Source organism: Microbacterium sp. TNHR37B, assembly GCF_001620065.1.
Lineage (GTDB): Bacteria > Actinomycetota > Actinomycetes > Actinomycetales > Microbacteriaceae > Microbacterium.
Window position 1 is genome coordinate 319,150 of the sequence record NZ_LQGV01000003.1, and the last position, 14,143, is coordinate 333,292.

13 protein-coding genes are annotated in these 14,143 nt (G+C 70.5%); 2 read left to right on the forward strand and 11 right to left on the reverse strand.

All coding sequences use genetic code 11. The features are described 5' to 3' along the window. Positions 1–10: 10 nt before the first annotated feature. Complete coding sequence (locus AVP41_RS09775; protein ID WP_067163825.1) at positions 11–2,227, reverse strand: NADP-dependent isocitrate dehydrogenase; 2,217 nt, start codon at positions 2,225–2,227, stop codon at positions 11–13. Between the two features lie 149 nt (positions 2,228–2,376). On the opposite strand from AVP41_RS09775, the gene AVP41_RS09780 reads away from it, so the two are divergent. Next, positions 2,377–2,829, forward strand: a complete 453-nt coding sequence (locus AVP41_RS09780) for a GNAT family N-acetyltransferase (protein WP_067163827.1) — start codon at positions 2,377–2,379, stop codon at positions 2,827–2,829. Here the strand turns inward: AVP41_RS09780 and AVP41_RS09785 are convergent. Genes AVP41_RS09785 through AVP41_RS09805 form a run of 5 tightly spaced genes read right to left on the reverse strand, consistent with a single transcriptional unit; the run spans position 2,724 to position 5,818 of the window. Beyond that, positions 2,724–3,437, reverse strand: a complete 714-nt coding sequence (locus AVP41_RS09785) for a signal peptidase I (protein WP_082829242.1) — start codon at positions 3,435–3,437, stop codon at positions 2,724–2,726. The two genes, AVP41_RS09780 and AVP41_RS09785, sit on opposite strands and share 106 nt — an antisense overlap. Then, entirely contained in the window at positions 3,434–3,901 is a 468-nt protein-coding gene (locus tag AVP41_RS16645; RefSeq protein ID WP_157532448.1) for a fibronectin type III domain-containing protein, read from the reverse strand. Before AVP41_RS16645 ends, AVP41_RS09785 begins: the two co-directional genes overlap by 4 nt. Next, positions 3,898–4,506, reverse strand: coding sequence for a hypothetical protein (locus tag AVP41_RS16650; protein WP_157532449.1), 609 nt, complete (start codon positions 4,504–4,506; stop codon positions 3,898–3,900). Before AVP41_RS16650 ends, AVP41_RS16645 begins: the two co-directional genes overlap by 4 nt. Then, positions 4,503–5,174 carry a SipW-dependent-type signal peptide-containing protein gene (locus tag AVP41_RS09800; RefSeq protein WP_067163833.1) on the reverse strand — a complete coding sequence of 224 codons (672 nt, stop codon included), beginning with the start codon at positions 5,172–5,174 and terminating at the stop codon, positions 4,503–4,505. The genes AVP41_RS16650 and AVP41_RS09800 overlap by 4 nt, the downstream gene beginning before the upstream one ends. Before the next feature lie 8 nt (positions 5,175–5,182). Then, positions 5,183–5,818, reverse strand: a complete 636-nt coding sequence (locus tag AVP41_RS09805; RefSeq protein ID WP_231902727.1) for a SipW-dependent-type signal peptide-containing protein — start codon at positions 5,816–5,818, stop codon at positions 5,183–5,185. Between the two features lie 160 nt (positions 5,819–5,978). Here AVP41_RS09805 and AVP41_RS09810 point away from each other — a divergent pair, with 160 nt between their 5' ends. Beyond that, on the forward strand, positions 5,979–6,377 hold the full coding sequence (locus AVP41_RS09810; protein WP_067163836.1) for a VOC family protein: 399 nt from the start codon (positions 5,979–5,981) through the stop codon (positions 6,375–6,377). A gap of 54 nt (positions 6,378–6,431) precedes the next feature. Here the strand turns inward: AVP41_RS09810 and AVP41_RS09815 are convergent, their stop codons facing one another. The 5 genes from AVP41_RS09815 to purH form a co-directional block, all read right to left on the reverse strand. Further along, entirely contained in the window at positions 6,432–8,246 is a 1,815-nt protein-coding gene (locus AVP41_RS09815) for an ABC transporter ATP-binding protein (protein WP_067163838.1), read from the reverse strand. Beyond that, a complete protein-coding gene (locus tag AVP41_RS09820; protein WP_067163840.1) occupies positions 8,243–10,066 on the reverse strand; it encodes an ABC transporter ATP-binding protein in 1,824 nt (607 codons plus the stop codon). Before AVP41_RS09820 ends, AVP41_RS09815 begins: the two co-directional genes overlap by 4 nt. A gap of 337 nt (positions 10,067–10,403) precedes the next feature. Next, a complete protein-coding gene (locus tag AVP41_RS09830) occupies positions 10,404–10,889 on the reverse strand; it encodes a methylated-DNA--[protein]-cysteine S-methyltransferase (RefSeq protein WP_067163844.1) in 486 nt (161 codons plus the stop codon). Continuing rightward, complete coding sequence (locus tag AVP41_RS09835) at positions 10,886–12,436, reverse strand: AlkA N-terminal domain-containing protein (protein ID WP_067163846.1); 1,551 nt, start codon at positions 12,434–12,436, stop codon at positions 10,886–10,888. Before AVP41_RS09835 ends, AVP41_RS09830 begins: the two co-directional genes overlap by 4 nt. A gap of 78 nt (positions 12,437–12,514) precedes the next feature. Continuing rightward, positions 12,515–14,119: a bifunctional phosphoribosylaminoimidazolecarboxamide formyltransferase/IMP cyclohydrolase gene (purH, locus tag AVP41_RS09840; RefSeq protein ID WP_067163848.1), complete on the reverse strand. Its 1,605-nt coding sequence runs from the start codon at positions 14,117–14,119 to the stop codon at positions 12,515–12,517. Positions 14,120–14,143 lie beyond the last annotated feature (24 nt).

Here is a 14,143-nt window from a genome sequence, read left to right on the forward strand (position 1 = left end):
GCGGCGGGGATCAGAGAGCGTCGACGATCGCGTTCAGCGTCACTGACGGACGCATCACCGCGTCGACCTTCGCGGTGTCCGGGTGGTAGTAGCCGCCGATGTCGGCGGGCTTGCCCTGCACCGCGAGGAGCTCATCGACGATCGTCTTCTCCTGCGCGGCCAGCTGCTCGGCCACCGGCGCGAAAGCGGCGGCCAGCTCGGCGTCGTCGGTCTGAGCCGCCAGCTCCTGCGCCCAGTACAGCGCGAGGTAGAAGTGGCTCCCGCGGTTGTCGATCGTGCCGAGAGCCCGACCGGGCGACTTGTCCTCCTCGAGGAACGTCCCGGTCGCGGCGTCGAGGGTGTCCGCCAGCACCTTCGCGCGCGCGTTGCCGGTGTAGTCCGCCAGGTGCTCGAACGACGCGGCGAGCGCGAAGAACTCGCCGAGCGAGTCCCACCGCAGGTAGTCCTCTTCCACGAGCTGCTGCACGTGCTTGGGCGCGGAGCCGCCGGCACCGGTCTCGAACAGTCCACCACCGGCCAGCAGCGGCACGATCGAGAGCATCTTGGCACTGGTGCCGACCTCGAGGATCGGGAACAGGTCGGTGAGGTAGTCGCGCAGGACGTTTCCGGTGACCGAGATCGTGTCCAGCCCGTGCCGCATGCGGGCCAGGGTGTATCGCGTGGCCTCGGCCGGGGCGAGGATCGAGATCTGGACGTCGTGCGTGTCCATCGTCGCGAGCGCCTGGTAGACCTTCGCGATCAGCTGCGCATCGTGCGAGCGGTTGACGTCGAGCCAGAACACCGCCGGCGCACCGGTCGCCCGCGCGCGGCTGACGGCGAGGCGCACCCAGTCGACGACCGGGAGGTACTTGGTCTGCGTGGCACGCCAGATATCGCCCGCCTGGACCTCGTGCTCGATGACGACCTCGCCCTGGCCGTCGAGGACCTGCACGACGCCGGCCGCGGCGATCTCGAACGTCTTGTCGTGGCTGCCGTACTCCTCGGCCGCCTGCGCCATGAGCCCGACGTTGGGCACCGTGCCGATCGTCGCGGGGTCGAGCGGACCGTTCGCGATGACGTCGTCGATGACCGCCTGATAGACACCGGCGTAGGAGGAGTCGGGGATGACGGCGAGGGTGTCGTCCTCGCTGCCGTCCGCTCCCCAGAGCTTGCCGCCGTTGCGGACGAGCGCCGGCATGGAGGCGTCCACGATCACGTCGGAGGGCACGTGCAGGTTGGTGATGCCCTTGTCGCTGTTGACGTAGGACAGGCGGGCCCCCTGCTCGAGCGCCGCGGTGAAGGCGGCGATGATCTCATCCCCACCCTCGACGTCGGCGAGGCCCGCGAGGATCGAGCCGAGGCCGTTGTTGGGCGTGAGGCCCGCCGCGGCGATGCGGTCGCCGTAGCGGGCGAAGACGTCGGCGAAGTAGGCCTTGACGACGTGGCCGAAGATGATCGGGTCGCTGACCTTCATCATTGTCGCCTTCAGGTGCACCGAGTACAGCACGCCCTCCTGCTGCGCCTCGCGCAGGGTCTCGGCGAGGAACGCGTCGAGGGCGGCGGCCGAGAGGAAGGTGGCGTCGATGATCTCGCGCGGCAGGACCTTCAGCTCCGGCTTCAGCACCGTCACCGTGCCGTCCTCGGCGACGTGGCGCACGCTCAGGACGTCGTCGTGGGCGGAGACCCAGGACTTCTCGTTGCTCTTGAAGTCGTCGTGCCCCATCGTGGCGACGCGCGTGCGCGAGCCCGCCGCGAACGGCTTGTTGCGGTGCGGGTGCTTGCGGGCGTAGTTCTTCACCGACAGGGGAGCCCGGCGGTCGCTGTTGCCTTCGCGGAGCACGGGGTTCACGGCCGAGCCCTTGATGCGGTCGTACCGCGCGCGGACGTCCTTGTCCTCGACCGTGGTCGGGTCGTCGGGATAGTCCGGGATGTCGTACCCCTGCCCCTGCAGCTCGGCGATGGCGGCCTTGAGCTGCGGGATCGACGCGGAGATGTTGGGGAGCTTGATGATGTTCGCCTCGGGAAGGGTGGCGAGCCCACCGAGCTCCGCTAGCGCGTCGCCGACCTGCTGCTCGGGGGTGAGGCGCTGCGGGAACGCGGCCAGAATGCGCCCCGAGAGCGAGATGTCGCGAGTCTCGAGCTCGACCCCGGCTTGCCCGGCGAAGGCGCGGACGATCGGGAGGAAGGAGGCCGTGGCCAGAGCCGGAGCCTCGTCGGTGTGGGTGTAGATGATGGTGGACTCAGGCACGTCTGATCTCTCCTGGTGGGCGTCGCGGATCGGTGTTCAGCCTATCGCACCGCACCAAACTATCTTGACGTCGAGATATCTGCCGAGGGGCGGGAGATGTCCCCCCGGAGACGGATGCGCGGGCTCGGCCCGGCGAGTAGCCTGGGGCCATGACGGAGCTTCGCCTGGTGGAACTGTCGGCTGCGACCATCGTCGCGGTCAACGCGATGTCCCTCAAGCCGGGCCAGGAGCAGTTCCTGGCGCCGACGAGCTATGCCGTGGCCGCCGCCGTCGTCAACCCCGCCACCGCGTGGCAGCGCGTCGTCCTCGACGACAACGAGGTCGTCGGGTTCGTGAGCGCCAACTTCGACCCCGAGGCACCGCACGAGCACTTCCGTTCGGTGCTGTGGCGGATCAACGTCGATGCCGACGACCAGGGCCGCGGAGTGGGGCGCTTCGCCGTCGAGAAACTTCTCGAAGAGGCGCGCTCCCGCGGCGTCGACCACGTCAACGTCATCTACGAAGCCGGAGAGGAAGGCCCCGAGGCGTTCTTCCGGCGCGTCGGATTCACCCCGGTGGGCGAGACCGAGTTCGGCGAGGTCGTCGCCGAGGTCAGGCTCTGATCACTCGCCGTCGCATCGTCGCCGCTTCCCTCTTGCGCGCGGGATTCACCGCGGGCCCGTGACCGGCGGCGAGGTCTCGTATCTCCCTCCCCCATCGAGGCCTCGTCGCCCTCTTCCCGGCGCGGCCAGAAGGCCCACGTGACCAGAATCGCCGCCCCGATCGTCACGACCGCCAGGACCAGGGGGTGCTGGAGCCAGGCGACGGCGGCCGCGACTCCCGGAACCGCCCACCACACGTGCCGCACCGTCGTGGCGGTGTAGGGAACCGGGTCCTCCGAGGCGTTCGCGTCACCCTTCATCCGGAAAGTGACCCGGTCTCCGTCGACCGAATCGATCCCGACGACACGATGGGTGATCGGGAGCTCGGGATCGCGGGAGACGGTCACGACGTCGCCGACCGACATCTCGGTGGCCGGGATCTCACGGACGAAGGCGATCGACCCCGCCGGGATCGTCGGCGACATCGAGCCGGTCGCGAACATGATGATCGTGACGCGGAAGACCACGGCAGCGACGACGAGGGCGAGACAGATGAGCCCGCCGAGCGCGAGGAGACTGAGGAGCGTCTCTCCGACGACGCGGAGTCCGCGCCGGGGCGCCTCGGTCACCACGTGCAGCCCGTGATGAGTCCGGCGAGGGTCGTGGAGAACGTTCCGGTGACGGCGGGGGAACTCCACGTGTTCGACACCGCGCGCACCCGCACGTCATACGTGACTCCCCCCAGCAGCGTGGACAACAAGCCCGAGGTCGACGCCGACGTCGCCCCGGCTGCGACGGTGATGGAGGCCTGCACGACTCCCTGACGGAGGATCTCCAAGACGTAGCCCGTGCGCGGTGCGCCCGTCGTGGGATTGATCCAGGAGTAGGTGACCGAGAGCCCCAGCACGATCGAGCACCCGTTCTTGGTCGGCGCGACGACCCCCGTGGACGCGATGCTCGCCGCAGAGAGCTCCTGATCGGTCCACGCGGCCGAGACCGCCTGCGGAAGGCCGGCCGTGGGCGACAGGCCCAGGGCGCACACGAGGGCGACCGCTCCCCAGCCGGCTCGTCGTCGAACGTCTCGGCGACTCACGGCGCGGCCTCCCGGCGCGCCCGGGCGATGCGCGCCAGCAGGAGGCCCGCGCCGACCGCCCCCAGCGCCGGCAGGAACATCATCCCGACGCGGCCGCCGCTCTGCGCCAAGCCCTCCTCGTCCCCGCGCCCCTCGCCGCGCGCGTGGACCGTGAGTCGCGCGACGCGAGCGTCCGGCGCGCCGCCGCTGTCCGCCAGCCAGATCCGCAACCGATACCATCGCGTCTCGCGGGAGGGCATCGTGGCGATGGCGGCCGCGCTGTCGGCGGACACCCTGGGGCGAACGTGCTCCCCCGATCGGCACCCCGCGGACGTCCACGCGACGTCGCACTCCCGCACCTCGACGGAGAAGGAACCGGTGGGATCGCCCCCCTCCCATCGCACGTCGATCACGCCGTCGTCGCGGGAGGCGGACACGGCGACGTCCCACGTGACCGGGACCCCCGGCTCCATACGCCGCGCCGCCTCGCGGTCGAGCGTGGCTTCGACACGGACGATGTCGGGGTCCTCCGGCGCCTCTGCGCTGGTCGTGGGCAGCCCTCCGGAGAGGCCGGAGAGCCCCGCCGCGAGGAGCCCGGACAGGACGAGCGCGGCGATCGCGGTCACGGCGTGGACCCCGCGAAGCGCCACGTGACCGTCGTGGTCTGGTTCTGGACGCCATCGGCCGCCGTCGACGGGAGGGCGATACGGATGCAGTAGGTCACGGTGTTCGCGCCCGCCGCCTGCAGGTCCTGTGGGGCGTCGGGCGTCGTGGCGACGTCCGTGGACAGAGCCGTGCCATTGGGCACGATCACCGGCGCCGAAGCATTCGAAAAGAGCGCCTCCGCGCACGAGGCCCCGGAGGGCACGACGCGCACGGCGTAGACGAGGGCCGCGGCGAGCGCGCCCGACGCCGAGGTCGCCGTCTGCATCCGCACGACACCGGGCACCGAGTCGAAGCCGCCGCTCGCCGCCGTCGCGGTGCGAATGCGTACCGTCGTGAACCCCGCGGGAGAACCGGGATAGACGCCGCCCAGCGTCGGGGTGAAGGTGATCGTTCCGCCGGGGCTCGTGGCGTGGTCGGCGAAGGCGCCGTCGCTGATGCTCCCCACGATCCCGAATCTTCCCGAGCCGACCGTGGCGGTGGCGAACTCGTTGTCCGTCCAGGCGGCGAGGGTGGCCACCGCGCCCACGCCCAGCACGATCGCCCCCGCCAGCACGGCACGCGCACGGAGGAAGAGGCGTCCGCGTCGTCCGGGGACCCGGCGCCGCCCGACGCCGACATCGGAGGACACGTTCTCTCCTAGGACGACGCGGCCGTGAACTGCCAGACGCCGGTCGCCGAGGTGCCCTGTTCCAGCCCAGCGCTGGAGGTGACGGCGAAGCACAGCTGCTGGGCCACCCCCGCGGCGGGTGCGACAGGAGCAGACAACGAGACGCTCGTGCTGGTCACCGCCGTGTCGTCGAGAGACCCCGCCGCCAGCGGCGTGCCCGTCGCGGTGGCCGCTCCGCACGTCGCCCCCGCGGCGAGGGGGTAGATCGCGTAGTCGAGCTCGGCGACAGCGGTGCCGGTGCCCATGAGCCCGACGAGGGAGAGGTCGGCCGGATTGGTCGTCCCCGCCGCCAGCCGCACCCAGAACCCGGCGTAGACGGTCTCCTCCGGAGCCAGCTCGTCCACCGGCAGGGAGAAGCTCAGCGTCGCCGCGCTTCCCGCCGTGTCGTGGTCGGCGTACGTACTGCCATCGACCGAGCCCTCGAGGTTGAACTGTCCCGCCGAGAAGAGGCCAGTGACGAACTCGTCATCCGTCCACGCGGCGAGGACCACTGCTCCGCCGACTCCGAGGACCAGTCCGCCGGCCAGCAGAGCGCGCGCCTTGCGGCGGCGCCTGCGGAGGATGATCGCTTCCTGTGTTTCCGTGCTCCGTACTTCCGTGCTCACTGCCACACCTCGCATCCAGGGGGTGCGTCGTCGTCGACGCGAATGTGCCTGCATCGTAGCGTGGCACCGCTCCCACATAAAGGGGCCCTGCGCGAAGTGCGCGCAGGGCTGCGTCGGTGGACACCTCGCCGTCTGCGAGCGCGCCGCGTAGCGTGGCGGCATGACACTCTCGCTCGGATTCATCGGCATCGTCACGCGCGACATGACCGCCTCGCTCGCCTTCTATCGCGCCCTGGGCGTCGACATCGCCGACGGCCAGGACGCGAGTCCCCACGTGGACGCATCCCTCCCCGGCGGGGTCGCCCTTGCCTGGGACACCGTCGAGACGATCCGCAGCTTCGACCCTTCCTTCGTTCCCGCGGAGGGTGGTCACCGGATCGCCCTGGCCTTCGAGCAGGCGAGCCCCGCCGAGGTCGACGCCGCCGTGGCGGCGCTGGCTGCCGCCGGGCATCCCGCCCACGTCGCCCCGTTCGACGCTCCCTGGGGCCAGCGGTACGCCACCGTGCTGGACCCCGACGGAAACTCGATCGACCTGTACGCCGCACTCCCCTCGCGCTGATGCGGAAGACGACGAAGCGCCCCGGAAATGACTCCCGGGGCGCTTCGAGGCCTCTCAGACCAGAGACTCGCGCCAGGCCGCGTGCAGTTGGGCGAACTTCCCCGTGCCCGAGATGAGGGTCTCGGGGGTGTCATCCTCGATGATCCGTCCGTGCTCCATCACGAGCACCCGATCGGCGATCGCGACCGTCGACAGACGGTGCGCGATGATGATGGCCGTGCGATCGGCGAGCAGGGTCTGCAGCGCATCCTGGATCTGTCGCTCCGACGGAATGTCCAGCGAGGCCGTGGCCTCGTCGAGGATCAGTACCGCCGGGTCGGCGAGGAAGGCGCGAGCGAAGGAGATCAGCTGACGCTGTCCCGCCGAGACACGCCCCCCACGCTTATTGACGTCGGTGGCGTATCCGTCGGGGAGGCGCTCGATGAAGTCGTGCGCGCCGACCGCGCGCGCCGCGGCACGGATCTCGTCCATCGTCGCGTCGGGCTTGCCGAGCGCGATGTTGTCGGCCACCGTGCCACTGAACAGGTACGCCTCCTGGGTGACCATGACGATCGCCCTTCGCAGATCCTTGGGGTGCAGGTCCCGCAGGTCGACACCGTCGAGAGCGACGACGCCGCGCGACGGGTCGTAGAACCGCGAGACGAGCTTCGCGAGCGTCGACTTTCCCGCACCCGTGGTCCCCACCAGAGCGATCGTCTGCCCGGCCGGGATGTCGAGGGAGAAGTGGGGCAGGATCGTGCGGTCGTCGCTGTAGCCGAAGGTGACGTCGCGGAACTCGACGTGCCCGCGCGCCGACCAGAGGTCGACCGGGTGGGCCGGGTCGGGAACGGTCGGCTCCTCCTCCAGCACGCCCGAGACCTTCTCCAGAGCGGCGGTGGCCGACTGGTACGAGTTGAGGAAGAACGCGATCTCCTGCAACGGCGAGAAGAAGTTCCGGACGTACAGCACGGCCGCCAGGAGCGTGCCCACGAGGATCGAGCCGTCGGCGACGCGCAAGCCGCCCCAGAGCACCACCAGCGCCACCGACACCGCGGCGACGGCCATCATGCCGGGCTCGAAGACCCCGAACAAGCGGATCGAGCGCAGGTTCACGTCTCGGTACTGGCTCGAGAGCTCTCCGAACTCCTCGTCGTTGCGCTCCTCCTTGCGGAACGCCTTGACGGCGCGGATGCCGGTCATCGACTCCACGAACTTCACGATGACCTTCGCGCTGATCACGCGGGACTCGCGATAGACCTTCTGCGAGCTCAGGTAGAACCACCGCATGATGAACCACAGCGGGATGCCCATCGCCAGAAGGATGAGGCCGGACTGCCAGTCCAGGAGCACGAGCGCGACGAGCGTGAACCCGCCGTAGAGGACGCCCGAGACGAGCTCGTTGAGACCGCCGTCGAGCAGCTCGCGGATCGAGTCCAAGTCGCTGGTCTGGCGCGAGATGATCCGGCCGGACGTGTACGACTCGTGGAACTCGAGGCTCAAGCGCTGCGTGTGCAGGAAGATCCGCTTGCGGAGATCCAGCATCACCGCCTGCGTGAGTCGAGCGGCAACGACGGCATACCAGCCGATCAGCGCCGCGCCTCCGAAGCCCGCGACGAGGTAGATGGCGACCACCAGGATGGTCGGCATCCAGTCGCCGTCGGCGAGGACGGTCTCCAGCGCGTTATTGATTCCGAAGGCGATCAGCGCAGGACCGGCCACCCGCAGGGCGGTCGAGATGACGAGGACCGTCCCGGCCAGGATGATCTGCCGACGAAGCGGCCCCACCAGCGAGCCCAGCAGGCGCAGCGAGCGCTGGCGGATGGCGCGCGACTCGTCGCGCGTGTAGTCGGAGCGGTCTTCGCCGCTGGTTCCGGTGACCGTGGTGCTCACAGGTTCACCTCCCTCTCCCGCATGCGGGCTTGTTCGTCTTCGAGACTCGAGATCACGTGACGGTAGTGGGCGCTGGTGCGCAGCAGTTCGGAGTGGGTACCGACCGCGGTGATCCGCCCCTCCTCGAGAAGCGCCACCCGGTCGGCCAGCGTGACCGTCGAGGGGCGGTGCGCCACGATCAGCGCGGTGGTCGCGTGGAGCACCTCTCGGAGGGCGTCCTCGACGAGCGCCTCGGTGTCGACGTCGAGCGCCGACAGCGGATCGTCGAGGACGAGGACGGCTGGCCGGGCCGCGACGGCGCGCGCGAGCGCGAGGCGCTGCCGCTGACCGCCGGACAGGGACATCCCCTCCTCGCCGATGACGGTGTCGGCGCCGAGCGGAAGCTGATCTACGAATCCGGCCTGAGCCACCTGCAGGGCCTCGCGCAGGACCGCCTCGGCCTCGGGGCTTCCCGGAGCGAGGTCTTCGCGACCGAGGAGCACGTTCTCCCGCACCGTCTGCGAGAACAGGGTCGCGTCTTCGAACGCCATGCCCACGTGGGTGCGCAGTTCGGCCAACGTCAGATCGCGCACGTCGACGCCGTCGAGGGTGACCCGCCCCGCCGTCACGTCGTACAGGCGCGCGGGAAGAGTCGTGAGGGTCGTCTTGCCCGATCCCGTCAAGCCCACGAGTGCCATCGTCTCGCCGGGCTGGAGCTCGAGGTCGATACCGTTCAGCAGGTCGCGCTCGCTCTGCGCCGCATCCTGATAGCGGAAGTGCACGCCCTCGAACCGCAGGGCTCCCCGCGGCTCGGCCAGCCGGACCGGGTTCTCGGGGTCGACGATCGAGTTGCCCTCGTCGAACACCTCGAAGATGCGGTCGGTGGCGGTGCGCGCATCCAGCAGGAAGGAGAACAGGAAGCCGATGGACTCCATCGGCCACCGCAGCACCGTGGCCATCGCGAAGAAGGCGATGAGCTCCGCGATCGTCAGCTGCTGCATCTGGGTGAGGACGATCCCCACCCCGAGGCACAGCGCGAAGGCGATGTCGGGCAGCAGCACGAGCCAGAACCAGATCCAGCCGACCGCACGCGCCTTGCTCAGCTCGGTCTCCCGGAGGGTCTCGGCCTGCCGGGTGAACTTGTGCAGCGCATGCGCGCCACGCCCGAACGCCTTGAGGACGCGGATGCCGTGCACCGATTCCTCGACCGAGGTGGCAAGGTCACCGGCTTGGTCCTGGCTCTGACGCGCGAGCGTGCCGTACGTCTTCTCGAAGCGGAAGCCGGCGATCCACAGCGGCGCACAGACGATCAGGAACGTGGCGCCCAGGGCCCAGTGCCAGCGGAACAGCAGCGCGGCACCGACGGCGATCGTGATCGCGTTGACCAGCAGCAGCACGAGGCCGAAGGCGAGCCAACGGCGCACCATGCTGATGTCCTGCATCATCCGGCTGAGCAGCTGACCCGACTGCCACCGATCGTGGAACGCGACGGGGAGGCGCTGGAGACGCTGGAAGAAACCGGTGCGGAGGTCGTACTCGACCTTCGTGGAGGGCGCGATCACGAAGAAGCGCCGGGCCCACACCATGAGGGCTTCCAGCAGGCCGAGGACGAGGATCGCGACGCCGCCCCAGACGAGCTGCCCGAGGTCCTTCGAGGCGATGGGCCCCTGCACGACGGCCTCGAGGACGAGAGGAATCGACAGCGCGAGGAGGCTGGCGGCGAGCGCGCTGGCAGCTCCCAGGGCGAGGCGCGGCAGCACCGGCTTCGCGAACGGGTAGAGGCGGGCGAGCGCCCGCGGAGTGGACAGAGGGGGCGTGGGGCTCTCGGTGGAAGAGGTCATGATCCTTGAGAAATGGGTGGAGCGGATGCCGAGGCGGCGAGGTGGGGAGAGCGACGGGCGCGAGAATCACCGGTCAGGCGTGGCCTACCGGTACCGAACGCGGGGAGCGGACGAACGCTTCCCGAGAGGCGAGGAGCGGTTCTACCCGCGGTACGAGCGTCCGGCGACGGCGAAGAGGACACGCGGCTTCGTGATGACGATGGCCTGGGACATGGCTTCCTCCTCGGGTCGGTGACAGGGACGCTGTCGCATCCGGCACCGGCGCGACAGCCCTCCAGCCTATACCTGAGTGTTCCCTGAATGCAACGGCGATCTGCCCCGCCGCGATCGGCGCGGCTCAGGCCGACTCACGAGCGAGGAGGCGGCGCTTGACCTCCACTCCCCACGCGAAGCCGCCGAGCGTCCCGTCACCGCGCAGCACCCGGTGGCAGGGGACGAACAACGCCGGGGCATTGCGGGCGCAGATCGACGCCGCCGCCCGCACCGCCGTCGGCCGCCCGAGCAGGGCCGCGAACCCCGTGTAGGTCAACGGCTCGCCGGGCGCGATACGGCGAAGCGCAGCCCACCCCTCCCGCTGCAGCGCGGTGCCCGACTGCGCGACGACCACGTCGTCGATCGCACGCACGTCGCCGTCGTAGTACGCCGCGACGGCCGCCGCGGCATCGGCCCGTCCCTCTCGAACCTCACCCGGCGCCAGGCGCAGCCGGGCGAGGATCGCGGAGGGGTCATCGGTCCACCCGGAGGCGAGGACCCGCTGCCGCTCGTCGGCGAGGATCGTGAACGGCCCGTCGGGGGTCGCGAGGGTGTGCAGGAGGGCGGTCATGGTGCTCCCAGGAGTGAAGAGGGGTCGGTGTCGGGGGCAGAGGCCGGGGCGATGCGTGAGTGCGACGCCCCGCGGCGGGACGCGGGTGCACGGGGCGGCACCGCCCGCCAGAAGTGGGCCGTGAGGTAGCTCCGCCACGGCGCCGCGCGCGTGGACCATTCCGTCAGCGCGCGGGGTTCGACAGGGAGGCCGAGGGCGCCGGCACCGGTGCGGACGGCGACATCGCCGGGGAGGAAGACGTCGGGATCGTTCAACACACGCATCCGCACGTAGTCGGCCGTCCAGGCTCCAATGCCGGCGCGGGCCATCAGCGCCTCACGCTGGACGGCGCCGTCGTCACCGGGCGAGAGGACGAGGTCGCCGTCTGCGAGGGCGGCCGCGGTGGAGGTGAGGGCACGGATCCGGGCGGCCGGCCCGCGCAGCACCTCGTCGCCGTGCTCGGCGATCGCCCGCATGGTGGGAAAGAGCCGATCGGTCCCCTCGAAGGCCGCCACCGGCTCCCCCAGCGCCTCGGTGAGAGTGCTGAGGGCGGTGCGCGCGGCAGCGACGGTGATCTGCTGGCCGACCATCGCGCGGATCAGCATCTCGTGAGGATCGGCCGCGCCGGGAACGCGGATGCCGGGGACGGCGTCGATGCGCGGCGCCAGCTCGGGGAAGGAACGCAGCGCGCTGTCGACGGCGACGGGATCGCCATCGAGATCGAACAGACGTCGAGCGCGGGTCACGACCGGCATCAGGTCGCGCAACTGCGTGAGGCGCGCGCGCAGGCGCATCCGGCCCTCGCGGTCGCGCCGCAGCTCGAACCAGGCCGGGCCTCCGTCCAGCCGCAGGGTGCGCGAGAAGGAGGTCGGTGTCGCCACCTCCACGCCCGGTACGGCACGCGCCGCCATCCAGGCGAAGAGGCCGTCGGCGTCGAAGGGCTCCCGATGGGCCAGGGTGAGCTCGATCGTCCCGGGAGGGGCGGCCTCGGCGCGCGCTCCCCGCCGGGCGCGCAAGGCCGAGGGGGTGAGCCCGAAGACCTCACGCACCGTGTCGTTGAACTGGCGGACGCTGGCGAAGCCCGACGAGAACGCGACGTCGGACGCAGGAAGGTCGGTCCCGACGAGCAGCATGCGGGCGGTGTGCGCTCGGTGCGCGCGAGCGAGGGCGAGCGGCCCGGCACCGAGCTCCGCCGCCAGGAGCCGGGTGAGGTGGCGGGCGGAATACCCGAGCCGCGCCGCGAGACCGGGGACCCCTTCCCGTTCCACCACGCCGTCGGCGATCAAACGCATGGCGCGGGCGGCGGTGTCGCCGCGCACGTTCCATTCCGGCGACCCCGGTGCCGCCTCCGGCAGGCAGCGCTTGCACGCGCGGTACCCCGCCTCGTGCGCGGCGGCGGAGGTCGGGTAGAAGGTGACGTTCGCCGGCTTGGGCGTCCGGGCCGGACACGACGGACGGCAGTAGATCCCCGTCGAGCGCACGGCCGTGACGAACTGTCCATCGAAGCGGGCATCACGGGCGTCGATGGCGCGATAGCGCTCATCGAAGGTCATGCTCGCGAGGGACATGCCTCCACTGTGTCACGGAACGACGGTCTGGACTCGCGGGAATCGGACACGGTGGTGACCGCCCGATCGACGTGTCCGTCAGTGGAAGAAGTGACGCTCCCCCGTGAAGAACATCGTGACGTTCGCCGCCCGCGCCGCGTCGATGACCTCCTGGTCGCGCACCGAGCCGCCCGGCTGGATGATCGTCTTGATGCCGGCGTCGATGAGCACCTGCGGCCCGTCGGCGAAGGGGAAGAAGGCGTCGGAGGCCGCCACCGAACCGGCCGCGCGGTCCCCCGCCCGCTCGACGGCGAGGCGGCAGGAGTCGACACGGTTGACCTGTCCCATCCCGATCCCCACCGTGGCAGACCCCTGCGCCAGCACGATCGCGTTGGACTTGACGGCGCGGCACGCCTTCCACGCGAAGATCATTCCTTCGAGTTCCTCCGGGGCGGGGGCATCGCCGGAGACCAGCTGCCAGTCGGTGGCGACCGACTCGATCTCGTCGGGGAACCGATCGGCGTCCTGCAGCAGAAGGCCTCCCGAGACCAGGCGCACATCCATCCGCTCCTGCTTCCAGTCGGCGGGAAGGCGCAGCACGCGGAGGTTCTTCTTGAGCGCGAACACCTCCAGGGCTTCCGGCTCGAAGTCGGGGGCGACGATGACCTCGGTGAAGATGTCGCGGAGGTTCTCCGCCATCTTGAGGGTCACGGTGCGGTTGGCGGCGATGACCCCGCCGAAAGCCGACACTGGGTCGCACTCGTGCGCCCGCAGGTGCGCGGAGGCGATCGGGTCGAGGGCGTTCGGGGCACCGATCGCGATGCCGCACGGGTTGGCGTGCTTGATGATCGCCACCGCGGGCTTGACCAGGTCGAACGCGGCACGCAGGGCGGCGTCGGCGTCGACGTAGTTGTTGTAGGACATCTCCTTGCCCTGCAGCTGCGTCGCCTGAGCGATGCCGTGACCGCCGGCGCGCGTGTAGATGGCCGCGCGCTGATGCGCGTTCTCGCCGTAGCGGAGGGTCTCGAGCCGCTCCGCCGTGATCGTGAGGTGCTGGGGCAGTTCGTCGGTGGAAAGGGTCTGATCGGCGAACCACGTGGCCACCGCGCGGTCGTACTCGCACGTGTGAGCGAAGGCGCGCGCGGCGAGGTCGCGGCGCTGCGCGAGGCTCGTGCCCCCGCCGGCGACCGCGTCGATGATCGCGGGGTAGGACTCCGGCGAGACGACGATGGCGACGTTGGCGAAGTTCTTCGCCGATGCACGCACCATCGCCGGGCCGCCGATGTCGATCTGCTCCACGACGGCGTCGCCCACCGCCCCCGAGGCGACCGTCTCCTTGAACGGGTAGAGGTTGACCACCACGAGCTCGAACGGGAGGATGCCGAGCTCTCCCAGCTGGGTCTCGTGGTCCTCGAGACGGAGGTCGGCGAGCAGGCCCGCGTGCACGTTGGGGTGGAGTGTCTTCACCCGCCCTCCGAGCGACTCGGGGAATCCGGTGATCTCCGAGACGTCGGTGACGGCGATCCCCGACTCGCGCAGGAGTGAGGCCGACCCACCCGTGGAGAGGATCTCGACCCCGGCGTCGGCGAGGGCCTGCGCGAGCGGAAGGAGGTCGGTCTTGTCGCTGACCGAGATCAGGGCGCGGCGGATCGGGACGAGATCGCGCTCGCGGTAGAGGGCAGGGTCGATGGTCGGACCGGCCATGGGGGCTCCTGTCGTCAGGGGTGG